Source organism: Pelotomaculum sp. PtaB.Bin117, from assembly GCF_002067195.1.
Taxonomy (GTDB): Bacteria; Bacillota; Desulfotomaculia; order Desulfotomaculales; family Pelotomaculaceae; genus Pelotomaculum_D; species Pelotomaculum_D terephthalicicum.
Window position 1 is genome coordinate 82,962 of sequence record NZ_MVQM01000168.1, and the last position, 25,659, is coordinate 108,620.

Below are 25,659 nucleotides of genomic sequence, written 5' to 3' on the forward strand. Positions count from 1 at the left end.
CACCTGATTACTTGCGCTTTATTTTTAGATACTTTAAACCGGTAATAAAAATATGACCGAGCCGCACATCTAAAACGCAGTTAAATGCCATATTAAAGCAAGCTCTATCAAAACTTGGCCGAATCTCCACCACCGGCCCGGCGCCGCCGGGGGCAAGCAAACGGTTGCAGGCGGCGAATATCAACCCTTTCAACCCCCATATCACGCCAGCCAGAAGCCCGGTCTGCGCGGGATCGCCTGTCCCAATCTCCGTGCGCCAGGTTAACCGCCGCAAACGGACTTTCTCCAGCAGATAGAAAATAATGGCGCTGTTTATACGCAAAGGCTTAAAAAATCTGGATGCGATGCCTAACCACTTCGGCGGTGATATTGCTTTTTCCTTTTTGACTTTTATCCTGGGAAGCTCAAAGCTATAATGAACCAGCCCACGCCATGTGGAAAACTTCACGGTAAACTGATCATCCTTTCCCCGCCTGGCATAATTCACCTGCACCCGCACAACGGTCAGGGAAAGAAAAAGCAGAAGAAGGATTAAAAACATCAAGAAAACAAGGAACACCTTGCCCACCCGACCCCACCTCTGCATTATTTTTCCACGACTTCCCGGGACTATGCACAATTGCTAATTGTGAGAGTTGTTCTTAATGCCGGACACGACCTCCCTTACTTCTTTCATGGTCTCCGCCGACTTGGCTTTGGCCTTCCGGGCGCCTTCCGCGAGAATATCATCGATATAACCCGGCCGCTTCAATATGTCCGCCCGGCGCTCCCTGACGGGAGCCATGACCTCCTCTATGCTCGCGGCGAGCATCTTCTTGCAGGCAACGCAGCCAATCTTGCCGCCGCGGCATTCTTCTTCCAACCCGGCCAGCTTGTCTGACGCGTAAATGTTGTGATATTCGTGAACAATGCAGACTTCCGGATGACCGGGGTCAGTTTTGCGGATGCGGGCGGGATCGGTAATCATGGCGTTAACCCTTTCTTTTAGCACGTCCGGCTCCGCGCCTATCACTATATCGTTATGGTAACTTTTGCTCATCTTGCGCCCGTCGATACCTGGCAGCAAAGGCACCCTGGCCACGAGGCCCTGCGGCTCGGGAAATACCGGGCGATACAGGTAATTAAACCGGCGGGCCACTTCCCGGCACAATTCCAGGTGTGGAAGCTGATCCTCCCCTACCGGCACCGCGTCCGCCTTATACAGGAGAATATCCGCCGCCTGGAGCAGAGGATAACCGAGAAAGCCATAGGTATTAATGTCTTTCCCTTGTTCTTTCAACTGCTGCACCTGGTCTTTGAAGGTCGGCACCCGCTCCAGCCACGACAAGGGCGTGATCATGGAAAAAATCAAGTGCAGTTCAGCGTGCTCCATTATATCCGACTGGACAAAAATCACGCTTTTTTCCGGATCCATTCCCGCCGCCAGCCAGTCCGTCACCATTTCCCTTGTATTATCACGCATAGAAGAGTTATCTTCAAATGACGTGCTGAGAGCATGCCAGTCAGCGACAAAATAATGGCAGTCATACTCTTTCTGCAGCCTGACCCAGTTTTCCAAAACATACAGGTGGCCAAGGTGGAGCTTGCCCGTTGGGCGCATGCCGCTGACAATTATTCCTTTTGACATTCTTCACATCTCCCTTTCCCTCTTACAATATTACCTTGTGGATAACCCTCCTAGAGCAAACAACACCCTATCAATCGGTTCGATTACAACATTGAAAACAACCCCAATCAACCCGGTAAAAACAAGTACTATCAATATTATTGTCCCGTATTGCTCAAATTGGTCCAACCAGCCCTGCCGTCCCGGCAGAATGCCGGCCAGGATCTTCGAGCCGTCCAGCGGCGGGATCGGGATTAAATTAAATACTGCCAAAACCACGTTGATATGGATCATATACAGCATGATTCCCCCGAAATAAGGCAAATTCAGACCGGCCAGAGCGCCGGAGGCAATTGCGGAAATAACGGCCAGCAACATGTTCGTCGCCGGGCCGGCCAGGGCCACCAGCAGCATGCCCTGTCTTGGATCAAGCTTCAAATTATATGGGTTGACGGGTACCGGTTTAGCCCAGCCGAAACCCATGAAAAACAAAAGAAGCAGACCGATTGGATCAATATGAGCCGCCGGGTTAACCGTGAGGCGCCCCATGTGACGGGCGGTCCGGTCACCTAGCCGGTCAGCCATCCAGCCATGGGCAAACTCGTGGAGAGTCAAGCCCAGGACGATGGCCGGCAGCATTAAGGCAACAGTATGCAAACTAGGCAAATTAAACAATTTCCATCTCTCCTCCGGATTCCGCAAGATACTCCTTAACGTAATTCAATTCTTCCTGCCTGGTGCGTATCGCTCCGTCCAGGCGGGCCTGCCACAGCGCTTCCATAGCCTTATTGAATTGCGGCCCGGGCTTATATCCGAGCAGCCGCAGGTCCTTGCCGTTAATGGAAAGCTTATTGCTGCATATGGCGGCAAGCACATGCTGGAAGCGTTTTCTGGCAGAGTTTTTGGTGAGATAGCACAAAATCAGCGGATAAATTTCCACAGGCAATGACTTCACCTGTCTGGCCAGTTCACTCAGAGTAATTTCAAAAGGTTCTTGCAGGTTTTTCGACAAATTGCGCCAGCCGCCCAGCGCCGCCGCCACTTTATTCGTCTGTCGTTTGCTTAAATGGTAGCGTCCGCAAACCGCTGCCGCAACGGTCCAGTCGGAAATATGAAGCACCGCTAAAAAATAGACCATCCATATATCGCCGGGCTCCGCTACATCCCAGGAGCGCAATGTTCTCACCGACCGCGCGATTTCCCCGAGGACCGGACGCACCCGCTGAGGCTCAACGCCCGGAAACAAAAAGCGCCATAACCGCAGCTCTATATAACGGGCCAGCACCGGGCCCGGCCTCGGTTCCAGAAAGACATGACGCAGTTCCTCCCAAATTCGTTCCGCGGACACCCTGGCCGGCATTTTATTGCTGATTGCTTCCTTCGCCAATTTGAGAGTATGGGATTCCACATTCATATAATAGCGCTTTTCAAATCTCACCGCCCTCAGAATACGCACGGGATCTTCGATGAAGCTCAAATTGTGCAGCACCCGGATAAGACCGCGTTCCAAGTCTTCCCGGCCGCCGAAGAAGTCGACCACGTCGCCAAAGCTTTCTTTATTAAGCGAAACCGCCATTGCGTTGATGGTAAAGTCGCGGCGGTAAAGATCCTGGTGCAGTGATGACGCCTCTACCTGGGGCATGGCCGCCGGGTATTGATAAAACTCCACCCTTGACGTGGTGACATCTACCTGTTTGCCGTTTGGAAACAATATTTTCGCCGTGCCGAACTGAGGATGTTCACGCAACCGCCCCTGACGCTCCCTGCTGAGGGTTCGCGCCAGCTCAATGCCGTCCCCTTCCACCACCAGATCAATATCCAGGCATTCCATGCCCAGGAGCAGGTCGCGGACTATGCCGCCGGCGGCGTACACCCTGGCTCCCATAGCCGAGGCTGTTTCACTCGCCCACTTTAATATCTCCACGTACCCAGCCGGCAGGCTGCTGTACATCAATTCCCTTATGTTCACGGGGGACATTGCCCGGGTCCGGCCTGTTTTGACTGTCTGGTTACGGCCCGGCTCACCGCCGCCGTGCAGGGTGCGCAAAACATCCGTGCGGGTGACGATCCCTACCAGCCTTCCATTTTCGATTACCGGAAGCCTTCCAATATCATGTTCGATCATCAAATCACGCACCACCGAAGCCGGCGTTTCGGGACCGACAGACACCAGACTGGTGGTCATAAAAGCCTTAACAGGGGCGTGTCCGAGGCCGTGATGAGCCGCTTTTTCCACATCACGGCGCGAGACTATTCCTACCAGCCGATCGTCTCTTACCACCGGCAAGCCGGTATGGCCGTAACGCAGCATGACTTTTTCCGCTTCATTTACCACTGTTTCCGGAGTAATTGTCTTCACCGGGCTGTTCATTATGGCTGCCGCTGTCACCGGCGGTTTTACTCTTGCCCGGATAGCATCCATTAGCCGGCCGGTTACTTCCTCCACACCGGCTTTTTTTATTGAGACCGAGGCCGCGGCGTTATGGCCACGCCCGCCGAGAACAGCCAGTATTTCTCTAACATTCACTTCCGGCACACTGCTCCGGGCGACTACATGAACCCGGTCATCCATCTCCACCACGGTAAAAACAGCGTCCGGCCGTTCAAAATCAGCAAGCTTATGTGTTAAGACGGCAAGACCGCCGACAAATTCATCGACATTCCCCTTGGCGATTAATAATTTTACCCCGTTGACCTGAATATGTTCCGCTGAAGAAAGCAGGTCCCTTAGCAGTACGCGCTGGTCCGCGGTAAACGGCCGGTCGAGGAAATCAGCCACAACAGCCAGATTCGCTCCATTAGTGAGCAAATAGGATACTGCGTCCACATCTCTGGCCGTTGTGCTGGAAAAAACAAGCGAACCGGTGTCCTGGTAAATACCCAGGGCTAGAATGGTCGCTTCCAGCGGGGTGACCTTCAGTCCACGCTCCCTGATCTTTTCCACCAGCAAGGTGGTGGCGGCCCCGATCATTTCCACCACCTCGACCGTGCCCGATATATCACCGGTTTCTCTGGGGTGGTGGTCGTATATATGTATTTCCACTCCCGGCCTCTCAAGAAGAACTGCCAGATTGGCCAGTCTTCCGGGAGATTTGGTATCCACCAAGATCACCCGTTCAACCGGATCCGGCTTAATATCCCTGGCAGATTTTATGTCAAGAGCGTCCCTGTGTAAAGCCATGAAAGCTTCCACACTCCTGGACAGATTGCCGGGAAAGACCATTACAGCGTCTGGGTAAAGCTTCCGGGCGGCAACCATTGACGCTAACGCGTCCAGGTCAGTATTTACATGGGTGGTGATTATCTCCACTGCTGCCCTCCGCCATAATATACTACTCCCAGGTTAAATAACATGAACAATATTATATCATACCCTCTGATTCAAAAAAAGCGCCACGCAACTACTATATCCGCTATGTAAGAATTTATTGCAAACGATACTCTTATTATCAACTCGTTGTATTATTGACTGAATTATTATATAATTTATATAGATACTAAATAAATTATAAAGAGGTAAAATTAACTGCGTTGGTCTTTATGGAACTATTGGAACATAATGATGAGAAGCGGGGTGAATAATTAATGAAAAGGGATATCAACCCATGTTTTATCAGTTCCTATGTTCCCAAAAAATGCGGAATCGCCACATTCACACAAAATCTATTTCATTCTTATCAAAACTCATTTGCCAATAAGGGACGAGTCATTGCCGTAGACGACCAGTTGAACCGTAATTTTCCCTCTGAAGTCGATTTTGTTTTTGACAGAAACAAAGCTTCCGATTATGCCAGGGCGGCGGAACATATCAACTCTTCGGATTTGCACGTGGTCAACCTGCAGCATGAATTCGGCTTGTTCGGCGGTCCGGAAGGACGTTTGATCACCAAGCTGCTGGAGAAGTTAAAAAAACCGGTGGTAACCACCGTTCACACAGTGCTGCAAGATCCCAACCTGGGCTATTATACGTCACTCATGGAGGTCATTCAGCATTCCGACCGCCTGGTGGTAATGAGCCACAAGGCTATAGAAATTCTCCAGGAAGTATATTACGTACCTCCTGAAAAGATAGTGATGATTCCGCATGGCGTGCCGGATCTGCCTTTTTCGGACCCGGATAATTTTAAAGCGGAGATGGGTGTTGAAGGCAGGTTTGTGCTCCTCACTTTTGGTTTGCTCAGCCCCGGCAAAGGCGTCGAAATGGTGCTGGAAGCCCTGCCCGGCGTGGTGCGGGAGCATCCCGAAGTAATATACATTATTCTTGGCAAAACCCACCCGGAAGTTGCCAGGATCCACGGGGAAAGCTACCGGGAAAGCCTGCAGAAAATTGTTCGCGACCATTCACTGGAAAATAATGTGATGTTCATTGACAAGTTTTTTTCCAATGAAGAACTGTTCAGGTATATCAGCGGCGCAAATATCTATATAACCCCATATCTTTCACCGGAGCAAATTACCAGCGGCACCCTGGCTTACGCGGTTGGACTCGGCAAAGTTGTTGTCTCAACCCCTTATTGGTATGCCAGAGAACTGCTGGCGGATGGGCGCGGCCGCCTGGTGCCTTTCAGCAATCCTAAAGCCCTGGCCGATACCCTGAACGAGCTGCTCTCCAAAAGAGAATACCTGAATGAAATGAGCTCTTCGTCATACGCTTACGGACGTGAAATGATTTGGTCCAGGGTGTCGGAAAAGTACCACGCCTTATTCAGAGAAGTGTGCAAGGAACATTCACTGAAAGTGATAAAAAGAGTAAGCGCGATTCGCAAAGGCAGCCTGGACAACCTGGGTAACCATAAAATACTGAATATGTTTGAGCGCATCACCGACGACACCGGCATGTTTCAATTTACCTTGCATGGAATACCGGACTTAAAGCACGGTTATTCCGCCGACGACGCCGGCCGGGCGCTGGAAGTAATAATAAGGTGGGCTCGCGCCGTCAATCATATTGACAATAACTTCTCCGGTGAATATCGTTTGGCCCAAAAGTATCTATCTTTTCTTCACTACGTTCAGATAGAAGACGGCAGGTTTCACAACTTTGTCAGCTATGACCGGAGGTATCTGGATGAAGTCGGCAGCGAAGACACCTTCGGCCGGGTTCTTGCGGGCTTGGGCAGCGCCATTGCCTGGAGCGGCGACCAGTCGATCACCTTGTTTGCCAGAGACATATTTGACCGGGCCATAGACCGCCTGCCGCCGGACCGGCCGCTGTCAGACTTCCCTAAAGCACTGGCTTACGCTATCTGCGGTTTATACGGTTATCTTCATAAATATCCGGAGTCGTTAAAAGCAGCAGGCTTGCTCCGGTCCGGAGCGGATTATCTGATAGAACTCTACGAAACCAACAAGAGCACGAACTGGCACTGGTTTGAGCATGCCGTCACTTATGGTAACGCCAAAGTGCCCTATTCTTTGATGCTGGCATATAATGTTTTTAAAGATAAAAGATACCTGGATACAGCTTTGGAATCCTTGGATTTCCTCACAAACATCCAGTATGACGGTACTTGCTTTGATTTAATAGGCAACAAGGGCTGGCTGTATAAAGGAGCTAAAAGAGCTTGTTTCGATCAGCAGCCAATTGAGATTGGCTATCTGGTGGAAGCATATTGCGAAGCTTTGCGTCTGACCCGTAAAGAAGAATACCGTACGCTGGCAACAAAAGCTTTCAATTGGTTTTTCGGCAATAACCGTCTGGGAGTGCCGGTTTATAATGCCAATTATGATTATCCTCTTGACGGTCTGCACGCCTCAGGCAGCAATAGCAACAGCGGGGCTGAATCTGTTATTAGTTTCGCCCTCGCGGTTACCGCCTTAAAAGAAACAAAAATACGCAAGGCTATCGGCAACAAGGAAAAACGGGGAATAATAAAAAATCAAAATTAGACAGGAACGGTGGAGATCATCACGGCTAGACAAGAACAATTCATTAACGGCGAATTATTTCACAGGTATAGCGGCAATCCGATCGTTACAGCGGATGACTGGCCTTATCCGGTCAACTCGGTTTTTAATCCGGGCGCCGTCAAATTGCCGAGCGGCGAAACAGTTTTACTGGCCAGGGTGGAAAGCCGGCGCGGGGTTTCTTTTTTAAACGTTATCCGCAGTGATGACGGGTTGACCGGCTGGCATATTGACCCAAATCCCGCCCTGGTTCCCGAACCGGATATTTTCCCGGAAGAAATGTGGGGAATTGAGGACCCGAGGATAATTTACGTGCCTGAGCTGGAGCAATACGCTATTACTTACACGGCGTTTTCCACCAGCGGGCCGCTTGTATCGATGGCCATGACAAAAGACTTTGTCACGTTCGAAAAAATCGGCAACATCACTCTCCCGCACGATAAAGACGCGTGTATTTTTCCCCGCAGAATTGGCGGAAACTGGTTATTGGTGCATCGTCCGGAAACTGCCCACGCCATCGATATCTACGCCGGCTCTCACATCTGGCTATCATATTCCAACAATCTAAAAACATGGACCTCGACTACTCCATTAATCAAAGCACGCATGGGCTCATGGTGGGATGCCAATAAGATCGGCCTTTCGACACCTCCCATAGAAACTAAAGAGGGTTGGCTGCTCTTCTATCACGGTGTGCGCAATACAGCGGCAGGATGCATCTACCGCATCGGAGTCGCCCTATTGGACCTGGAAAATCCGAAACGGATTATCTCCCGCAGCAAGGAATGGATCTTTGGGCCAAAGGCTTCTTATGAATTGGTTGGTGACGTTAATAACGTGGTTTTCCCGTGCGGTTACACGCTAAACGAAAAAACCGGCGAACTCCGGCTGTATTACGGGGCCGCCGACACTTCAATCGCCGTGGCGATAGGCAATATCAGCCAAATCCTGGACTGGCTCGTCAAATACGGCGAAAGGCCGGTACGCCGGATGACGGATAATATTAAAGCGGACGCACCGGAGTAAAATACGGCTTTGCCTCCCCCTGCCGAACGCGCGGCAAACGGCTGTAATTAAAAGAAAAAGCGGCCCTGGTTAAATACGGGAAGGCCGCTTTTTTTCAAAAATAAATTATTACCATCTCTTGATATTTATACTTCTGGCAACTTTTCCAAAGCTTTTTTCAGGCTTTCCTCCGGTAACGGGTAGTCTTCCAGTTTTCCAGCCAGGTATGTGTCGTAAGAGGGCAAATCCAGCAGTCCGTGGCCGCTCAAGTTAAATAGTATCGTCCTGGCTTCGCCTGCTTCCTTCGCAGCAACAGCTTCCACCACGGCATGGTGAATAGCGTGGGAAGATTCAGGAGCCGGCACGACACCTTCACATTTGGCAAAGAGAACGGCGGATTTAAATGTATCCGTTTGTCCGTAGGCAAACGCCTCGGCTATTCCGTCATGGATGCACTGGCTGACCAGCGTTGATGCGCCATGGTACCTTAAGCCGCCCGAGTGGATTCCCGGCGGCATGAAGTCTTTGCCAAGCGTATACATCCACAAAAGCGGGGTAAACCCGGCCACGTCTCCAAAATCATAGCCATAGTGTCCGCGTGTCAGAGTGGGGCAGGCGCTCGGCTCAACGGCCACAAGCCGTACCTTGGCGCCATTGACAATCTTATCGTGGGCAAACGGGAAAGCGATGCCCGCGAAGTTGCTGCCGCCGCCACAGCAGGCGATGACCACGTCGGGATAAGCGTCCGCCTTGGCGAGTTGCTCCCTGGCCTCCAGGCCGATAATGGACTGGTGCAGGCAAACGTGGTTTAAGACACTGCCCAGGGAGTAATTTGTATCGCTACGGCCGGCCGCATCTTCCACAGCCTCACTGATAGCCATCCCCAGGCTGCCCAGGGATTCGGGATCTTTCTCTAAAATCTGCCTGCCGCAATTGGTTTGATTGCTGGGGCTGGCAATGCAATTAGCGCCGAAAATCTCCATCACGGAACGGCGGTAAGGCTTCTGCTGATAGCTAACCTTCACCATATAAACAGTACATTCCAAGCCGAAGAAGTTGCAGGCCTGGGACAGGGCAATACCCCACTGGCCGGCCCCTGTTTCAGTGGAAAGCCGTTTGATTCCTTCCGCCTTATTGTAATAAGCCTGGGCAACGGCAGTGTTGAGCTTATGGCTGCCGGCCGGACTTACGCCTTCGTATTTATAATAAATCTTTGCCGGCGTATCCAGAGCCTTTTCCAGCCGCCGCGCCCGGCAAAGTGGAGACGGCCGCCAGAGCCGGTAGATTTCCCGCACCTCTTCCGGTATTTCAATCCAGCGCTCCCCACTTACTTCTTGCTTAATTAACTCCATTGGGAAAATAGGGGACAAGTCTTCCGGTCCGGCAGGCTGCTTGGTCATAGGATTCAAAGCAGGTTTTGGCAAATTAGGCATGTCCGCCTGGATGTTGTACCACTTTGTCGGCATTTCTTTTTCGCTGAGCAGAATTTTAGTTTCACTCATCTCCTCTAAAGAACTCCTCTCTCCTCTGGTTTATTAAGAATCAACATATGCAAAAACTAAACCATTCAGGTGTTTAGAATTCATTAGTCAAAATTCATCACATTTAGAGACAAATCATTTTCTCATTCTGACTCCTGATTTCTGACTCCTGACTCCTGATTAGTTACAAATATTTTAGCTCAATGTTTTTCGCCATGCAAGATTATTCGTCATTTTTAGCTTATCTTTTCTTTTTTGCCGACGTCTTCGCTCCATTTGCCGCAGCGGTCGCCCCAGCGGGCAATAACGCTCCCCTGCTCAGCTACTTCCACCACTTCACACATATTGGGGCATCCGGAACATTCAAAACTGCCTGTCTTAAATAACGAGTCCGCCACACTGAAGCCTTTGAACCTGCTCACACCGGTCCGCGCCACCGCTTCACGGGCCAGCAGGGCGGCGCCCACCGCTCCCATTACGTCAAAGTGCGCAGGAACTGTAACGGGTAATTCCAGCGCTTTTTCAAAAGCTTTGGCCATCCCCACGTTGGCCGCCACGCCGCCCTGAAAAACCACCGGGGCCAGGATTTCCTTGCCCTTGCCGACATTGTTCAGATAATTGCGCACCAGCGCTTCGCACAAGCCGGCCAGGATATCCGGCAGGCCGCATCCCATTTGCTGCTTGTGAATCATATCCGACTCCGCGAAGACAGCGCACCGCCCGGCAATCCGCACCGGCGACTCCGCCTGCAAAGCAATTTCCCCGAATTGCTCTATCGGTATATTCAGCCGCGCAGCCTGCTGGTCCAGGAAAGATCCTGTACCCGCGGCGCAAACGGTGTTCATGGCAAAGTCAGTCACCACACCGTTGCGCAATATAATGATTTTTGAATCCTGCCCGCCTATTTCCAAAATTGTCTGCACTCCCGGCACCAGCAACAATGACGCGACGGCGTGGGCGGTTATCTCGTTTTTCACCGTGTCGGCGCCGACAAGCACCCCGGTAAGATGCCTGCCGCTGCCTGTTACCCCCGCGCCCCTTACCTTCACGCCGTCAGGCAGGCGTCCGTTTAATTCTTTTAACCCTTTCTGCACCGTGGCGATTGGCTGTCCCTGTGTTCTGAGATAGATTGCTTCACGGACTATACCGCCTTCATTCAGAAAAACCAGATTAGTGCTGACAGATCCAACATCTATGCCAAGATATCCCTTCATTTACAGATAACCTCCCTGGTTTCCTTTCTCCTTGCCAGTAGATCAATAAAAGCTTCCAGCCTGGTCTGCAAGCCGGCCTCCCCCGTGTGCTCGTCCATAATCAAAGTCAGTATCGGTATGTCGTAATCCGAACCCACGCCGGGCAGGATGCTTTGGGCCACTATTTCCGGCATGCAGGTAAAAGGGTACACCTGGATTATCCCGTCGTATCCGGCCCGGGCATAGTTCACGGCACTGCCTATCGTCTCCTGGCCATGGCCGCCCACAAAGTGACACAGATAAGGGCTGGCTGAAGCGCAAGTCTCTTTGCTGGAACGAAGCCCCTTAACCAGCCCGAACAACAGATGGTCGTTCACCCACTCACTCAAATAGAGCGAACGGTCGACTTCGGCTCCGAGCAGTCCCAGGTGCCGTTCCAGCCGGTTGTTTGCAAAAGGCTCCAGCAAAGTATAGATTTCACCGATAACAGCGATTCTGACCAGCGGTCCGCTGGGTTTACACGCCACTCCGGCCATGATCGCGCCGGCTTTTTTCCTGGCCTCTGCCATTTCACCCGGCGACGCGGCGTTGTCTATCAGTTTTAATGCTTCACTAAAAGCTCGCTCGCCGGCACCCGCCCTTGCCTCCCTGGGCCGGACCTGAAACACCTTTCTTTCCAGCTCGTCCACTGCCAGCGCTTTCTGGTAGCCAAACCGGATAGCCTGGATCACCTGCCACCACGACCGGCGCCCGGTTATTTTCTTGATTTTAATAATTAATTCAGATATATTTTTTTCAGGCGGTTCGAGTACAATTAACTGCATGTCACATCCGATATCCTTCAAGATGGCGTGCTCAATCTGGGCGTAATATCCGAAGCGGCACGGACCGCACCCGCCGGCCATAATAATAGTGTCGGCGCCCATTTCGCGGGCTTCGATAAAATTACCCAAATTTAATTTTAAAGGCATGCAGGCAAATTCAGGTCCGTGCTTGACCCCCAGGTTTAAAGTCCTTTTGCTGGAAGGCGGCGGCACCACCACGTCCACGTCCAGATACTGCAGCATCGCCCTTAAAGGAATATACAGGTTGCCCATATGCGGAAAAGTTGCGCGCATTGTTTACCTCCGTTTCATATCCCGGCAGCTTCGGCTTTCTTCCACCGCACCATGTCTAAAAAAGCTTCCAGCCTGGTGACAATACCGGCTTCCCCGGTATGTTCATCAAGAGTGAGATTCAAGAAAGGCGCGCGCAAGGCGCGCGCATGCCGCTCGATCAACTCGCCGGTCATGGAATCAGGCCCGCACCCAAAAGCAGCCACATGCACCAAACCGCTTATATCCGGGCGGTCAAGGTAGTGAAAAGCGGCTCCGATCATCCGCTGACCGAGACTCCAGAATAATTTTTTCGGCAACCGGGCCGCGTTGCTCCTCAAGGTTTTTTCCGGCACGTGCTCAGCGGTAAAAACAGCGGCGCCCATCTCTTTCAGCCGTCCGGTCAGATTCATGCTGATATAAGAATCATAGATGTTATACGGGTGGCCGATTACGGCCACATTTAATTCAAACGGATAATTCAGCGGTTTATCACCAACCTTGTTATCCAGGACAGCTAAGGCCTCGGCAGGCATCAGTCCGAGGTGCAGCAAGCGGTAATATTTCTGCAGGGTTTTGACTGAACTGCGATAAGCTCTAAATATCTTTAACTTATTGCCGGTAAAGAGACTGCCCACATTGTTTATCACCGTGTATAAATCCCTGTCTTTTCTGTACAGGTTGACGTCAACGCCAATCAAGTCAGGCAGGCCTTCCAGCCGGCGAATCATGTCGGGCAAGCCGAGAAACTTTGGACAGATATATTTATGGTGTTCCACACTCACCATTCTGGGCAAAAAAATATAATCAACCTTCCCGGCCAGGTCCAGCACATGGCCAAAGAACAGCTTGACCGGCAGGCAGACCTCATCCACGGCATGTTTTAGCCCCTGGGCCAATGTCACCCTGGTTGACGGCGATGAAAGCACCACTTCGGCGCCCAACTCTTCAAAGAAAGTCCGCCACATCGGGTAATAATAGTAGTATAGAAGCGCTCTGGGAATACCAACCTTCAATTGCCTTCGCTCTCCTTTCACCCGGGCGCTACCCTCTCGGCCGGAAAGTAAGCGCCGCCAGGTAGCCAAAAACCACTGCCGCGGTAATACCCGCCGCCGCCGCGGTCACTCCGCCGCTGAATACGCCCAGCAGCCCGTGCTGTTTAACCCCGTTCAACGCTCCTTGGGCCAGCAGGTGGCCAAAACCGGTCAAGGGAACAGTCGCCCCCGCCCCGGCCAGATTCACTAAAGGCTGGTACAGGCCGATAGCGCTGATGATCGCGCCCGCGCTGACAAAAGTCACCAGCACATGGGCAGGCGTGAACTTATAGCTGGTCAAATCCATCAGCAACTGTCCGATTACGCAGAGCGCGCCCCCGATCACAAAAGCCCAAAAAAATTGCATCTCGCAAGCCTCCTATCTCATTTCGATTACAACGGCATGCCCGATCCCCGGCACAGTTTCCCCTTGCTGAACACTGCACGGACTCAACAGCGCGCCGGTGCCGATGCCAAGCAGGCGTTTATATTTCCCCGTTTTGAGGCTTTCCATAAGATAGCCGCAGGTGACTACCGCCGAACAACCGCAGCCGCTTCCCCCGGCGTGGACATCCTGCGCGGCGCTGTAAATTAAAATGCCGCAGTCAGTATACCGATCGGAAATATCATATCCGTCCTGCGTTACCAGCTGTTCAGCAAGCTTCTTGCCGTAAGAGCCCAGGTCGCCGGTGATGATCAGATCGTAATTATCAGGCTGCCGCGCGGTATCCTTTAAATGGCAAGTTATCGTATCCGCCGCCGCCGGCGCCATGGCGGCGCCCATATTCTGCGCATCCCCCTGCCCCAAGTCGACAACCTTGCCGATGGTGGCGTGGGTAATCACCGGCCCGCTTCCTTCCCGGGCCAGCACGGCCGCGCCCGCTCCGGTCACTGTCCATTGAGCGGTCATGGGACGCTGGTTCCCCATTTCGGTGGGATAGCGGTACTGCCTCTCGGCGGTGCTGTAATGGCTGGAAGAACCGACCAGCACCTTTTCGGCAAAACCGCCTTCTATCAGCATGGCTCCCAGCGCCATGCCTTCATACATGGTAGAGCAGGCGCCGTACAATCCCAAGAAAGGTATGCCCAATACTCTCGCGGTGAAATTTGCCGTGATAATTTGATTCAGCAAATCGCCGGCCAGCATATAATCAATATCTTTCACCTGCAAGCCGGCCTTTTCCAGGGCTTTTTGCATAGTCTCCAGCATCATCCGCTGCTCGGCCTTTTCCCAGGTTTTTTCGCCGTAGTAAGTATCATTAACCACCTGGTCGAATGTTTTCCCCAGCGGTCCCTCGCCTTCCAGATATCCGACAATTGACGCAGACGCGATAATGACGGGCGGTTTTTCGAAATAAACGGTTTGCATTCCGTTTTTTTTAGGCGCTGCCAAATTCTCACCTCTCAAGAAATACCAATGTTACATGCTTTCATTCCGTCTCTTGATTCCTGGCTCCAGTCTTCTGACTCTTGGCCTCCCTGCTCCCAGGCTCCGTTTTCCAACTTTCGTCTTCCAACTCCTGACTCCTGACTCCTGACTTCTATCTCCTGACTCCTGACTACCTAAAAAAATAATATAGCAGTCCTGCTATCCAGGCTGTAACTATGCCCCACACCAGCACCGGCCCGGCAATAGTGAAAAGCCGTGCCCCGACGCCGAAAACCAGCCCCTCCGCCCGGTACTCCAACGCCGGAGCCACCATTGAATTGGCGAAGCCTGTAATTGGGACAATGCCGCCGGCCCCGCCAAACCTGCTGACTTCGTCGTACAGACCTATACCGGTAAGAAACGCCGCCAGAAAGACCAACGTGGTGGAAGTTGCCGCGCCCGCCTCATTAAAGCTCAACCCCCTGGCCAGGAAAAAGCTGAGAATGAACTGACCTACCAAACAAATCAAACCGCCTACCACAAAAGCCCAAAAAACATTTCTTAGAACCCTGGGCTTCGGCGTGCTTTCTTTAACCATTTCCATGTAGCGTTGTTTTTGTTTGATTAGTGGCATTGAATTATCCGGCATTTTTGTCACCCCGTAATTTATATTTACCAACTCAAATCTTCCTTATACAAAAAAGCTGCTGACTTTCTAGTCAGCAGCCCGGAGATACTGCGATATACCCGCTGTTTTAGTCGGTATGGGCAATTTTCACGTTGGCTTTGTATTCCACCAACTGCCCGTTTTCCACATTGGCAGTAAAATTGACAACTTCCACGCCTACGATGTTCTTCCCGTACCGCGAGGCCTCCGTAATGGCTGACTGCACGGCGCCCTTCCAGCTATCGGGAGATTCACCCACTATTTCAGACACTTTGACGTGCAACCATCATCCCTCCTTTAATTTTTCAAAGCAATTGTATTATACCAGCAATACTATTTTTTATACGTTTGCTCAGCCACTCTTTTCCATCAATTCTTTAAGTTTCTTTAAGGCCTGTCTTTCCAGGCGCGACACCTGCACTTGCGATAATCCCAGTTTTTGCGCGATATCCGACTGAGTTTTATCCTCAAAAAACCGCCAGGCGATAATCTGCCTGTCCCGTTCAGGAAGGTTGTTTAAAAGTTCTTTCATGGATATTCTTTCCAGCCAGGGCGTTTCTCCGTCTTCCTTGCCTTTTAGCTGGTCCAGCAGATAGATCGGATCGCCGTCATCCTGGTGCAGAGTCTCATAAATTGACGTCGGGGCTTGAGCCGCTTCAAGCGCGTTGACGACTTCTTCCCTGGACAACCCCATGTCCGCGGCTATTTCTCCCACTGACGGCTCGCGGCTCAGCTTCGCGGTGAGGATGTCCCTGACTTGCTGGATCTTGTAAGCGATTTCCTTTACCGAACGGCTGACTTTAACCGGATTGTCATCCCTTAAGAATCTTCTGATCTCACCGATAATCATCGGTACGGCATATGTTGAAAATTTAACCTCATAACTGGGGTCAAATTTATCTATCGCTTTAATCAACCCGATGCAACCGATTTGAAAGAGGTCCTCCAGCTCGTAGCCACGGTTCTGAAAACGCTTGACCAGGTTAAATACCAGCTTCAGGTTGCAATTGATCAGCCTGTCCCTGGCGTAACCGTCACCCGCCTTTGCCTTGCCAAGCAACTCTTTCATTTCCTGATCTTTCAGCAACGGAAAGCGGGGCAGGTTCATTTCAACCAGCCTGCCACTCATTTCTTCATCTCCTGCCTATTGCTCCGGGCTTATCCGAGCCACTCCGGAACCAACTCTTTTGTTCATTGTTACCACAGTACCGTGACCAGGAGTTGATTCCACCTTGAAATTATCCATAAACGAATTGATAAATACGAAACCCAGCCCCAAACGTTCAGCGTCGGTGGAAAAAGTAGGCTGCAGAGCATCGTCGATATCTTCAATGCCCTTGCCGTCATCCTCAACCCTGATCTCAACGGTGTCCGCCGTTAACGCGGCGTATATCCTCACCAAGCGGTCCGCGGCATTTTCATAACCGTGGATAATGGAATTCTCTACCGCTTCGGACACCGCTACCTTGATTTCTTCCAGGTCGGACAGAGTACATTCGATTTGCGAAGCAAAAGCGGCGACAGACACGCGGGCAAAAGCCACATTGGCGGGAATGCTTAGAAATTCCAATTTCATTTGATTAATCAAGCGCAAAACAATACCCCCTAACCGATATTCTCCAACGCGGCGGCTTCGCCGGGGAATTCGTCCATAATCCGGAGCAAACCCGATAGTTCCAGGATCCTGCGCACTTGCGGCTGAGGCTCAACAATACAAACCCTGCCGCCTATTCTGCTAACCCGCTTATACCTTCCCAGCAGCACCCCCAAGACCGAACTATCAATAAATGACGCTCCCGCCAGATTTAGAATAATGTTTCTAACCGGTTGATTGTCAAGGGCTTCATCTAAAGTGTTCCGCAAATGATCGGCCACACCCAGGTCAAGATCCCCGCTCAGCCGGGCAATCAATGTATCTTGTATTTGCTCAAGCTCCAAGCGTACAGGCACCACCTTTTCTATAAATTTACGACTTGACGCAAGCCCCCAATTAATATATGCCTTACTGCTAAATCTTACCAAATATATTTTAAAAAGGCAAGGCGTGTCAACAGATAAAAAAGGCCCGGAGTCAATCCGCGCCAAATAGATGCATATTATTTCCGCTATTTATTTTTTTTATATCAGAATACGTGATCGATAACACGTTTCACCTGTTCGAACACGGTTGTTTTCAGAACATCGTCGCCAGCCACCAGATTAACCCGCTTGACCTCCTGGCCGCCTTTGGTAACAACGTAAGCTCCCACTACCTGTCCCTTTCGCACGGGAGCGTCCAGGTGGTCCGCCAGTTCAACCCGTGATTCAAAGCCCTTTTCCTCTCCCTTTAGAGCCACCACGCTAACCTTTTCAGCAGTTTGAGCCTCCACCCGGTCCGCTTGCCCCTTGCCTACTTTTATAGCGCCCACACTGGCGCCCTGTTCGGCAAAATTTACCGCTTTATACCTGGCGAAACCGTAATCCAGCAGTTTTGTCGACTCCCGGAAATGACTTCCCGGCTCAGACGTGCCCAATACTACGCAGATTATCCGCAAACCGTCCCTTTCGGCCGACGAGGCCAAGCAGTACTTTGCCGCTTCCGTCCAGCCGGTTTTGCCGGCGTCCGCTCCATCGTACCACCATAAGAGCTTGTTCGTATTCCAAAGCTTGAACGCCCCGCCCCTTAATTCCGATTCTTTCATGGAAGTTATCTTCCGGAATAACGGGTACTTCAATCCTTCCTTCAATATGACAGCCATATCATAGGCGCTGGTGTAATGGTTGTCAGCAGTCAGGCCATGACAGTTGACAAAATTGGTGTTCACCAAGCCCAGCTCTTTTGCTTTGTCGTTCATGGCCTGCACAAAAGCCTCTTCACTGCCGGCTATATGCTCCGCGACAGCCACACTGCTGTCATTCGCCGACTGCAAGCCTATTGCCATGAGCATTTCCCAGAGGCTCATTTCCTCACCGGGTTCCAGATAGACCTGCGAACCGCCCATTTCCCACGCGTTTTCACTGGTGACAACTTTATCGTCGAGCTTGAACTTGCCCTGCTCCACTGCTTCCACCGCCAGCAGCAGCGTCATTAATTTTGTGACACTGGCCATCGGCAACTGCTCATTCAGCTCTTTTTCATAAATAATCTTATTACTCGTAGGCTCCAAAAGCACCGCCGCCACGGCAGTCGTTTCCGGAACGGCAGGCGCGGCAGCCTCCAATTCTGTTTTTTCTACTCCCACATATCCGGAAGCCGCTCCCTCAATTTGACCAGCCGGCAGACCGGCAATTAATACAAAGACCATTAAAAGTATCAGGGCTTTTTTCCGCAAGATTACCATGACCCCCATTTCTTTCAAATTATTTTACAAATACGCTTTATTAGCAGGTTACTTTGTATTATGATACTCCGTCTTAAAGTTATACGGCTGTGATAAAACCATTTTTTGCAGATATTAGAACTAAACTCCAGATATTAGAAACTGAACTCACAAAATATTACTTTTACTCGAAAACGAAGTATACGGATATAAAAATTTTCAATTTAATTTTTATTAAAGGTTCGCTAAAGGTTATGGGTTTATGATGGTAAATGTAAGGCAGCTGCTTACAAAAAATTCTTGGAGGTATTACGCTATGAAAAGCAAAATTTTATCAATCATGGAGGCAACAAAAAAGAAAGCGGCCGTTGCTCTTCTTTGCGGAGCGCTTATTACCACAGCAGGCGCCGGGGCGGCTTTAGCGGCAAACCCTGACACTTCCATGCTGTATAAAATTCAAGGCGGTATTGCAAGCTACTCCACGGACGATGGGAAAACCTGGAGTGAAAAAGCTCCCGACGGTGTAACGGTCAGCGAATCCGAAGACAGTAAATTTACTGTCTTTAACGGCCTCCCAACCCTTTCGCCGAAAGATGCTGAGGGGAAAAGCTTGCTGTGCAAAGTGGAAAACGGCCTTAGAAGCTTCTCCACGGACGGCGGCAAAACCTGGAGTAAAAAAGCTCCCGACGGTGTAACGGTCAGCGAATCCGAAGACGGTAAATTTACTGTTTTTAACGGCCTCCCGACTCTTTCGCCGAAAGATGCTGAGGGGAAAAGCTTGCTGTGCAAAGTGGAAAACGGCGTTAGAAGCTTCTCCACGGACGGCGGCAAGACCTGGAGTGAAGAGGTGCCTGAAGGCGCAACAGTGACCGAAGGCGGCAAAGTCAGAATGATGAAGGTTGTTACGTCTGAAAATGCTAACTGATCGGTAATTTTACGGGAACTAATCAGCGCAAAACGACGGATGCTGTCGCTTTGCATAGAATAAACGGAAAAGCATCCACAGCATAGGAGCCGTTATCAGTTCCTATGTTGCGGATGCATCTTATTTTTATATTTTAATTTAATGACGAAGTAGGGATAGAAATGAGGATTTTAATGGTGGAAGATGAGAAGTATATGGCTGAGGCCATCGCTCAAGTCTTAAAGAAGAATCATTACAGCGTTGACTTGGCCTATGATGGAGAATACGGATTGGATTGCGGGAATTCCAATATTTATGATATCATCATCCTTGATATCATGCTTCCCAAAATGGACGGCATAAGCGTACTCAAAGAATTGCGTCGAAACGGCATTGAAACACCTGTTATTCTGTTGACGGCAAGAGGTGAAACCGAGGACAAGGTACGCGGCCTTGACAGCGGCGCTGATGATTATTTGGCAAAACCATTCCACACTGACGAGCTGTTAGCTCGTTTGCGCGCATTGGGGCGCAGAAAAACAGAACTAATCAATGACGGCAAGCTTAAATACGGAGATATTGAGCTGAATCCGCTTACCTTGCTGCTTGGCTGTGGAAACAAGGAGATTATACTGACTCTAAAAGAATCCCAATTACTGGAATTGCTTATAAAAAGAAATAGCACTATTATTTCCAAAGAGATTATTATTGAAAAACTTTGGGGTTTTGATACCAGCGCCGAGGATAACCATGTGGAAACATATATATCCCTTTTAAGAAAGAAATTAACACACTTGGAATCTGATGTTTTCATTCGCACCATACGGGGCGCAGGATATGTCTTACAAACGTTAAAAGGATAGGAAATAGAATGTTCACAAAACTGCGCAACAAATTTCTCATACTGAATATGTCAATTACTTCGGTTGTGATGGTTGCCGCGTTTGCAATCATTTATTTCATTACCTATAACAACATACACTCGGAGAATCTGAAAAAACTGAATTCACTGTCATCCGGCAAGCAAATAACCATACATTCGGAAGAACAAAATAAATTGGACGCATCACCATCTGATAAGCCGATAGCAATAACAGGAGTCGGCTTGCCTGCTGATAAGGAAAAAGAAACCTTCTCCACCCTCGCAAATTTTTCTTTAGGTGATTCTCTTTCATTTAATATTGAAGTAGACGCGGATGGCAGAATTTGGGGAATCAACTCTTTTATTGCTTTGCCTGACGAAGCTTATTATAAAGCTGCCGAGACTGCCTGGAGCGACAAAAAAAACAATTCCACAATAACACTGGAAGGGAAACAATGGCAGTATACTATAACCCCAATACTCATGCATGTTATTATCAGCGGACAACCATATACCTCCATCGAAGGCAAGTATCAGATTACATTTTTAGATGTCACGGAATCAAAAAATACGTTGCTGGCACTGCTGACCACTTTACTTTTAGTGGGCTTAATAATGCTTTTTGTTATTTTTATCATTAGCCTTTACTTTGCCAACCGGGCAATTAAACCGATAGCAGAAACATGGGAAAAACAGAAACAATTTGTTGCTGACGCATCTCACGAATTGAAAACACCGCTTACAATTATCAACGCCAACTATGATGCGCTTTTGGCAAATCAGAATGAAAGCATTAAAAGTCAAATAAAGTGGCTTGATTATATAAGAATCGGCAGTGACAGGATGGCAAAACTTATTAACGACCTTTTATCTTTAGCTAAAATAGAGGATGTAAATTTAAAAGCACAAAAAAGGCCGTTTAATATTAGCAACGCTATTAATGATGTGATATTGTCGATGGAAGCTTTGGTGATAGAAAAAGGCATTAAGCTCCGTCATGCGATAGAGCCAGACATAATTATAAAAGGCGATCCGGAAAGAGTTAAACAAGTTGTCACGATTTTATTTGATAACGCTGTAAAATATACAAATAATAACGGACAAATTGATATATTACTAAAAAAAGCAAAAAACAAAATTATATATTCTATAAAGAACAGTGGAAAAGGAATAGCAAAACAAGATTTGCCAAAAGTTTTTGACAGGTTCTACCGGGCCGATCCCTCCAGAACGCAGGAAACCGGCGGTTATGGTTTAGGGTTGTCAATTGCAAAGACAATTATAGACAGATTGGGCGGCAAAATAAATGTCACAAGTGTGGAAAATGAATGCACGACTTTTACTTTTACACTTGGACTGTAATGTACGAAATAATCATCAGGCTCCCTAGCAGCCTGTCTAAATATTTAACTGATAGCAGGATTAATGGAACAAGATGTCGGAATATACAATATTATGATCAAAGGATATAAACCAATATGTGGAAGATTTAAAATAATTAAATGTCTCTACAATTAACTAATTAAATTTTACCATTACCAGTTTTTTACAGTAAGCCGAAATATCCTGCTCAAGCAGAATACTCCTCAAAAAAATATATGCTATGATAGGTATAATCGGTAGTATTTCCTAACCGGGTATGTGTTAGTTTTCTCCTAAGCTTGTCGTAGGTGTATCGTATTGGATTGTTTTACCATCGGAGTACGGTAAACTTTTGGAGCGTCCGGTCTGGATCTGTCAATATAACCGTCCCCGCGACACCCGTAAAACACTACTCATTATAGGCCTGTGTTTCATATTAGAGTTGAATATTATTCCATTCCTCGTAACCTTTTTCAGTTAATTTAAACCAGTAATCTCTAATTATAAGGCTATCAGCATTGACGATATCAATTATACTACTATTAGGAGGGTATTTTATTTTAATTACTGATTCATTTAGGAGTTCAAGTATTGTTTCTCTTAAAGCTTCATCTGTATGCGATACTCTATAGTATTTTAAGTAATTCTTAATTTGAACTATGCTTTCTGAATCATCAACTAATGCATCAAGTATACTCTGACGCAAATTCATTTGTTTTTCCAATTAATATTCTCCCTTTATTACTACTGTTTTGGATAAGGGCGATAGTGTTGATCAATAATCTCACCATTACGATTTTTCAAAGTATGTTTCCATAATTATGACCATTCCTTTCTGCGAAAGGCACAAAACGGAATGAAACCGTCGGCCCTCACGCGAAGTTTGTTGTACAATATCAGCGAGGATGCCGGCACACTACAGAGCACGTGGAGGGGAGTGGGCCCAGCGTTTCGCTGACCGAATAATTATGTGTGCCGGCCGCTCAGTGAAGCACAAATAAGTGGGACATTGAGCCCGTAAACTTATCTTTGTAAAGACGCTACTCGTTTTTTGTGTGAGCGGTCAGTCCCTGTCGGTATCCTCGTATTCTTTTACGAGGAGGTCGAATATGGCACTCAAAATCGTTTATCCAGTCTGCTGTGGCATCGACGTCCACAAGTCCTTCGTCGTAGCTTGTATCGCGGCAACCGACGACAAGGGCGTTACGACTTACCAACGGCGCCGGTTCTCTACTTTCACCGGTGACCTCCGCCTGCTTGCCCAATGGCTTGCGGAGCACGGATGCCGGGATGTTTGTATGGAGTCTACGGGCAAATACTGGATACCCGTCTACAACATGCTCGAATCCACCTGTAAGGTGGTTCTCGCTCATCCCAAATACGTCAAAGCCATCCGCGGCAAGAAAACCGACACCAAAGATGCCAAATGGATCGCCGATATCTTCAAGCACGATTTGGTCTCCGGCAGCTTTATCCCACCCTTTGCCATCCGGCAACTCCGCGACTTCATGCGCTACCGTGTCAAGTTGACTAGCTTCTCTGTCGGAGAGAAGAACCGCGCTCAAAATTGCCTTACCGTTTCCAATATCAAATTGGATGATGTCTTTTCTGATGTTTTTGGTAAAAGTGCTTCCGCTATTACTGAACAGTTGCTTGCGCATCCCGATGGGGACTTTGACGTTGCTCCGTTTATTCATCGTCGCTGCAAAGCATCACCGGACAAGGTCCAAGCTGCTGTTGACGGCTTGATGTGCTCCGAGCAGGCTGAAAAGCTAAAGATTATCCATTCCCACATGGATAGTCTTTAGCTCTGCAAGGCCAATCTTGAATCTGCCATCCTCTCCCTTGCCGAGCAGTTTCGTTCTCAATTTGAGCTGGTCATGACCGTACCGGGTATCCAACTGTTTTCCTCCATCGCTATTATTTCGGAAATCGGCGTGGATATGTCCGTGTTCCCTACGGCCAAGCACCTTTGCTCTTGGGCGGGACTTACACCGCAAAACAACGAGAGTGCCGGCAAGAAAAAGACTACCCGTATCAGCCGTGCCGGAGCTTACATCAAGCCGCTTTTGGTTCAGTGCGCTCTTACCGTCTGCAATTCAGACAAGCACCCTGAAATCAAAAGTCGTTATCTTGCGCTCAAAAAGCGTCGTGGGCACAAGAAAGCCATCATTGCCATTTGCAGGATGTTGTTGACCGCGATCTACGCCATCCTCAAAAATTCCGAAGCCTACAACCCCAATCTCTATAGAAAGGTGGTGTCCATTCCTGCTACCCGGGCTTTTACCGTTGAGCAGGCCGTCGCTTTTGTTCGACGTCACGGCTTTCTGGTCGTAGATTCCGATGGCGTTATCGCTTCTTAGTCCGATTATATTTTCTTTTTCAATGTACCGTAATTGGATTACGGCACTTTTTTGCGCCCATTATCCGCTTCCGTTAGGTGTTCGTTTCAAACTTTTTCCCCCGTATACTTATTGGTGAATTCTTCTTCGATACTTTCACCACCTCTATTTCTTAACCCTGTTGCAGGTTCACTGGAATATCCTGTCTCTTCCCAGTTTTCAGGGTTATTCTCATATCTTTGAGTTTATTCCTAAATACTTCCTCTTCAGCCCAATAGCGGTCCCAAGCTTCCTTGGCTTCATTTGCAAGCTCCACAGTAGCTGCCACAGCCGCTGCGCCAACAGCTGCCGCAGCAGCAGTTGCTTCTGGAGCTGCCACTAAACCAACACATACGACAACTCGCCCTGAGGGATCAACATACAGCACCGGGTTATTCCCACAGTAAACATACCTATTCTGCGACAGCGGGTCGTTAAGATTCCCGTTGAACGTATCTTGACTTAAGAACCTGCCGGTTATCGGGTCATAGTATCTTGCACGTAAGTAAATCAGACCGTTTGCATCGTAAGGCTCCCCGGCGAAACGGAACGGGTTGTAAACACTCTCCGAAACCGAACGCGGACTACCGAAAGCATCGTATGTGTAACGGTTGAGGGGGTTGCCGTAAACATCGGTTATTACCGAAATGCTGCCTAGCCCATCCTGGTGGTAATATGCGATACCTGCGGGGTCAATCCTGCTCAGAAGCCTGCCAGCGTAGGTATAATTATTTGTATTTCCCGTATCATCCTTTTCTACGAGCAGGCGCGGTATTCCTGTGTTGATATCGTAAATATAACTATATTCGTCTGAGCCGTAGACTGAACCTGATACGCTCTGACTGAGACGGTTACCGTCGCCGTCGTAGGTGTACTGGATGGTTCGGGTTCCGTCGGAGAAGTTGATCAGCCGGTTTTCGTAGTCGTAATTATAACTGCAATTGTTGTAGGTGGCATCACTGACTGATGTCAGGTTGCCGTTAAGGTCGTAACCATAGGTATTGGCACCTGCTTGGATCAGGCGGTTGGCGTTATCATAGGTATAGGTAACACCGTTCGCGCTTGTTCTGTTGCCTGCCGGATCGTATGTGTAATTCACTGTCTGGTCGTCGGGATATTCTACCCTGGTTAGTTGATAAAGATCTTCATAGGTGTATTGGGTGGTGTTGCCTTGTTCGTCGGTCACGCTCAGCCTGTTACCCACGTTGTCCAGTGTATAGGCCGCCCTGGCGATGGCGCTCTGACCGTAAACGTGCTCCAGCACTGTCAGGCGACCGCTAAGGTCGTAACCGTAGTTTACCATTATGCCATTGGGCAGATTTCCTGAAGCCTGTTGCCTGCTTCGTCGTAGGATATGCTTGCCGAATAGACCGAGTCGGATACCGATACGGGCAGGTTCAGGCTGTTATATGTGTAGCTTACCCGCAGGCCGCCGGGGTAGGTTAACGCTGTTATATTTCCGGCCTGGTCGTATTCGTAGTCTACGGAGTATACG

24 protein-coding genes and 1 pseudogene are annotated in these 25,659 nt (G+C 49.2%); 6 read left to right on the plus strand and 19 right to left on the minus strand.

Annotation, left to right across the window (positions count from 1 at the left end; genetic code table 11):
- Window positions 1-7 precede the first annotated feature (7 nt).
- The 4 genes from A4E54_RS13610 to A4E54_RS13625 are packed head-to-tail and all read right to left on the minus strand — an operon-like array spanning window position 8 to window position 4,916.
- Entirely contained in the window at window positions 8-586 is a 579-nt protein-coding gene (locus A4E54_RS13610) for a DUF2953 domain-containing protein (protein ID WP_240084081.1), read from the minus strand.
- Between the two features lie 36 nt (window positions 587-622).
- Window positions 623-1,627, minus strand: a complete 1,005-nt coding sequence (trpS, locus tag A4E54_RS13615; protein WP_240084080.1) for a tryptophan--tRNA ligase — start codon at window positions 1,625-1,627, stop codon at window positions 623-625.
- Between the two features lie 30 nt (window positions 1,628-1,657).
- Window positions 1,658-2,281, minus strand: a complete 624-nt coding sequence (locus A4E54_RS13620; protein ID WP_240084079.1) for a site-2 protease family protein — start codon at window positions 2,279-2,281, stop codon at window positions 1,658-1,660.
- A complete protein-coding gene (locus A4E54_RS13625; RefSeq protein WP_240084078.1) occupies window positions 2,274-4,916 on the minus strand; it encodes a CBS domain-containing protein in 2,643 nt (880 codons plus the stop codon). Before A4E54_RS13625 ends, A4E54_RS13620 begins: the two co-directional genes overlap by 8 nt.
- 275 nt (window positions 4,917-5,191) lie before the next feature.
- On the opposite strand from A4E54_RS13625, the gene A4E54_RS13630 reads away from it, so the two are divergent.
- Window positions 5,192-7,495 carry a glycosyltransferase gene (locus A4E54_RS13630; protein ID WP_240084077.1) on the plus strand — a complete coding sequence of 768 codons (2,304 nt, stop codon included), beginning with the start codon at window positions 5,192-5,194 and terminating at the stop codon, window positions 7,493-7,495.
- Window positions 7,496-7,504: 9 nt separating this feature from the next.
- Entirely contained in the window at window positions 7,505-8,539 is a 1,035-nt protein-coding gene (locus tag A4E54_RS13635; protein WP_240084076.1) for a glycoside hydrolase family 130 protein, read from the plus strand.
- A gap of 125 nt (window positions 8,540-8,664) precedes the next feature.
- Here the strand turns inward: A4E54_RS13635 and A4E54_RS13640 are convergent, their stop codons facing one another.
- The 12 genes from A4E54_RS13640 to A4E54_RS13695 form a co-directional block, all read right to left on the minus strand.
- Complete coding sequence (locus A4E54_RS13640) at window positions 8,665-10,020, minus strand: TrpB-like pyridoxal phosphate-dependent enzyme (protein ID WP_240084075.1); 1,356 nt, start codon at window positions 10,018-10,020, stop codon at window positions 8,665-8,667.
- A gap of 215 nt (window positions 10,021-10,235) precedes the next feature.
- Window positions 10,236-11,213 (minus strand): acyl-CoA dehydratase activase, encoded by a 978-nt coding sequence (locus A4E54_RS13645; RefSeq protein WP_240084074.1) that lies wholly within the window; start codon window positions 11,211-11,213, stop codon window positions 10,236-10,238.
- Window positions 11,210-12,310: an acyl-CoA dehydratase activase-related protein gene (locus tag A4E54_RS13650; RefSeq protein ID WP_286726422.1), complete on the minus strand. Its 1,101-nt coding sequence runs from the start codon at window positions 12,308-12,310 to the stop codon at window positions 11,210-11,212. Before A4E54_RS13650 ends, A4E54_RS13645 begins: the two co-directional genes overlap by 4 nt.
- Window positions 12,311-12,324: 14 nt before the next feature.
- Entirely contained in the window at window positions 12,325-13,302 is a 978-nt protein-coding gene (locus A4E54_RS13655) for an acyl-CoA dehydratase activase-related protein (RefSeq protein ID WP_286726424.1), read from the minus strand.
- A 28-nt stretch (window positions 13,303-13,330) separates the two neighbouring features.
- Entirely contained in the window at window positions 13,331-13,687 is a 357-nt protein-coding gene (gene spoVAE, locus A4E54_RS13660; RefSeq protein ID WP_240084072.1) for a stage V sporulation protein AE, read from the minus strand.
- A gap of 12 nt (window positions 13,688-13,699) precedes the next feature.
- Window positions 13,700-14,713: a stage V sporulation protein AD gene (gene spoVAD / locus A4E54_RS13665; protein WP_286726425.1), complete on the minus strand. Its 1,014-nt coding sequence runs from the start codon at window positions 14,711-14,713 to the stop codon at window positions 13,700-13,702.
- 166 nt (window positions 14,714-14,879) lie between these two features.
- Window positions 14,880-15,338, minus strand: a complete 459-nt coding sequence (gene spoVAC / locus A4E54_RS13670; RefSeq protein WP_240084070.1) for a stage V sporulation protein AC — start codon at window positions 15,336-15,338, stop codon at window positions 14,880-14,882.
- 106 nt (window positions 15,339-15,444) lie between these two features.
- Window positions 15,445-15,639, minus strand: a complete 195-nt coding sequence (locus A4E54_RS13675; protein ID WP_240084069.1) for a dodecin family protein — start codon at window positions 15,637-15,639, stop codon at window positions 15,445-15,447.
- 69 nt (window positions 15,640-15,708) lie between these two features.
- Entirely contained in the window at window positions 15,709-16,485 is a 777-nt protein-coding gene (gene sigF, locus A4E54_RS13680; protein WP_240084068.1) for an RNA polymerase sporulation sigma factor SigF, read from the minus strand.
- A gap of 15 nt (window positions 16,486-16,500) precedes the next feature.
- Entirely contained in the window at window positions 16,501-16,950 is a 450-nt protein-coding gene (gene spoIIAB, locus A4E54_RS13685; RefSeq protein WP_240084067.1) for an anti-sigma F factor, read from the minus strand.
- A gap of 11 nt (window positions 16,951-16,961) precedes the next feature.
- Window positions 16,962-17,294, minus strand: coding sequence for an anti-sigma F factor antagonist (gene spoIIAA / locus A4E54_RS13690; protein ID WP_240084066.1), 333 nt, complete (start codon window positions 17,292-17,294; stop codon window positions 16,962-16,964).
- 185 nt (window positions 17,295-17,479) lie between these two features.
- On the minus strand, window positions 17,480-18,676 hold the full coding sequence (locus A4E54_RS13695; protein ID WP_286726426.1) for a D-alanyl-D-alanine carboxypeptidase family protein: 1,197 nt from the start codon (window positions 18,674-18,676) through the stop codon (window positions 17,480-17,482).
- A gap of 295 nt (window positions 18,677-18,971) precedes the next feature.
- On the opposite strand from A4E54_RS13695, the gene A4E54_RS13700 reads away from it, so the two are divergent.
- From A4E54_RS13700 to A4E54_RS13710, 3 genes are all read left to right on the plus strand, one after another.
- Window positions 18,972-19,580, plus strand: a complete 609-nt coding sequence (locus A4E54_RS13700) for a sialidase family protein (RefSeq protein WP_240084065.1) — start codon at window positions 18,972-18,974, stop codon at window positions 19,578-19,580.
- 161 nt (window positions 19,581-19,741) lie between these two features.
- The gene (locus A4E54_RS13705; RefSeq protein ID WP_240084064.1) at window positions 19,742-20,422 is read left to right on the plus strand and encodes a response regulator transcription factor; all 681 of its coding nucleotides are present in this window, start codon (window positions 19,742-19,744) and stop codon (window positions 20,420-20,422) included.
- 8 nt (window positions 20,423-20,430) lie between these two features.
- Window positions 20,431-21,783 carry a sensor histidine kinase gene (locus A4E54_RS13710; RefSeq protein ID WP_286726428.1) on the plus strand — a complete coding sequence of 451 codons (1,353 nt, stop codon included), beginning with the start codon at window positions 20,431-20,433 and terminating at the stop codon, window positions 21,781-21,783.
- A 436-nt stretch (window positions 21,784-22,219) separates the two neighbouring features.
- On the opposite strand, the gene A4E54_RS13715 is transcribed toward A4E54_RS13710, so the two are convergent.
- A complete protein-coding gene (locus A4E54_RS13715) occupies window positions 22,220-22,507 on the minus strand; it encodes a hypothetical protein (protein WP_240084062.1) in 288 nt (95 codons plus the stop codon).
- A gap of 385 nt (window positions 22,508-22,892) precedes the next feature.
- Between A4E54_RS13715 and A4E54_RS13720 the strand changes: the two are divergent.
- Window positions 22,893-24,146: pseudogene (locus A4E54_RS13720) on the plus strand (IS110 family RNA-guided transposase).
- A 151-nt stretch (window positions 24,147-24,297) separates the two neighbouring features.
- Here A4E54_RS13720 and A4E54_RS13725 read toward each other — a convergent pair.
- Window positions 24,298-25,467, minus strand: a complete 1,170-nt coding sequence (locus tag A4E54_RS13725; protein ID WP_286726429.1) for an RHS repeat-associated core domain-containing protein — start codon at window positions 25,465-25,467, stop codon at window positions 24,298-24,300.
- Window positions 25,467-25,659, minus strand: a 193-nt coding sequence (locus A4E54_RS13730) for a hypothetical protein (protein ID WP_286726430.1), incomplete at its 5' end; no start/stop codon positions are given. The genes A4E54_RS13725 and A4E54_RS13730, both read right to left, overlap by 1 nt.

Bases quoted from the DNA above. Each gene is read 5' to 3' on its own strand.
- A4E54_RS13645 (WP_240084074.1), bottom strand. From the start codon at position 11,213: ATGAAGGGATATCTTGGCATAGATGTTGGATCTGTCAGCACTAATCTG.
- A4E54_RS13705 (WP_240084064.1), top strand. From the start codon at position 19,742: ATGAGGATTTTAATGGTGGAAGATGAGAAGTATATGGCTGAGGCCATC.
- sigF (WP_240084068.1), bottom strand. From the start codon at position 16,485: ATGAGTGGCAGGCTGGTTGAAATGAACCTGCCCCGCTTTCCGTTGCTG.
- A4E54_RS13710 (WP_286726428.1), top strand. From the start codon at position 20,431: ATGTTCACAAAACTGCGCAACAAATTTCTCATACTGAATATGTCAATT.
- A4E54_RS13700 (WP_240084065.1), top strand. From the start codon at position 18,972: ATGAAAAGCAAAATTTTATCAATCATGGAGGCAACAAAAAAGAAAGCG.
- spoVAE (WP_240084072.1), bottom strand. From the start codon at position 13,687: ATGCAATTTTTTTGGGCTTTTGTGATCGGGGGCGCGCTCTGCGTAATC.
- A4E54_RS13725 (WP_286726429.1), bottom strand. From the start codon at position 25,467: ATGGTAAACTACGGTTACGACCTTAGCGGTCGCCTGACAGTGCTGGAG.
- A4E54_RS13650 (WP_286726422.1), bottom strand. From the start codon at position 12,310: ATGCGCGCAACTTTTCCGCATATGGGCAACCTGTATATTCCTTTAAGG.
- A4E54_RS13695 (WP_286726426.1), bottom strand. From the start codon at position 18,676: ATGGTAATCTTGCGGAAAAAAGCCCTGATACTTTTAATGGTCTTTGTA.
- A4E54_RS13640 (WP_240084075.1), bottom strand. From the start codon at position 10,020: ATGAGTGAAACTAAAATTCTGCTCAGCGAAAAAGAAATGCCGACAAAG.
- trpS (WP_240084080.1), bottom strand. From the start codon at position 1,627: ATGTCAAAAGGAATAATTGTCAGCGGCATGCGCCCAACGGGCAAGCTC.
- spoVAC (WP_240084070.1), bottom strand. From the start codon at position 15,338: ATGCCGGATAATTCAATGCCACTAATCAAACAAAAACAACGCTACATG.
- A4E54_RS13630 (WP_240084077.1), top strand. From the start codon at position 5,192: ATGAAAAGGGATATCAACCCATGTTTTATCAGTTCCTATGTTCCCAAA.
- A4E54_RS13610 (WP_240084081.1), bottom strand. From the start codon at position 586: ATGCAGAGGTGGGGTCGGGTGGGCAAGGTGTTCCTTGTTTTCTTGATG.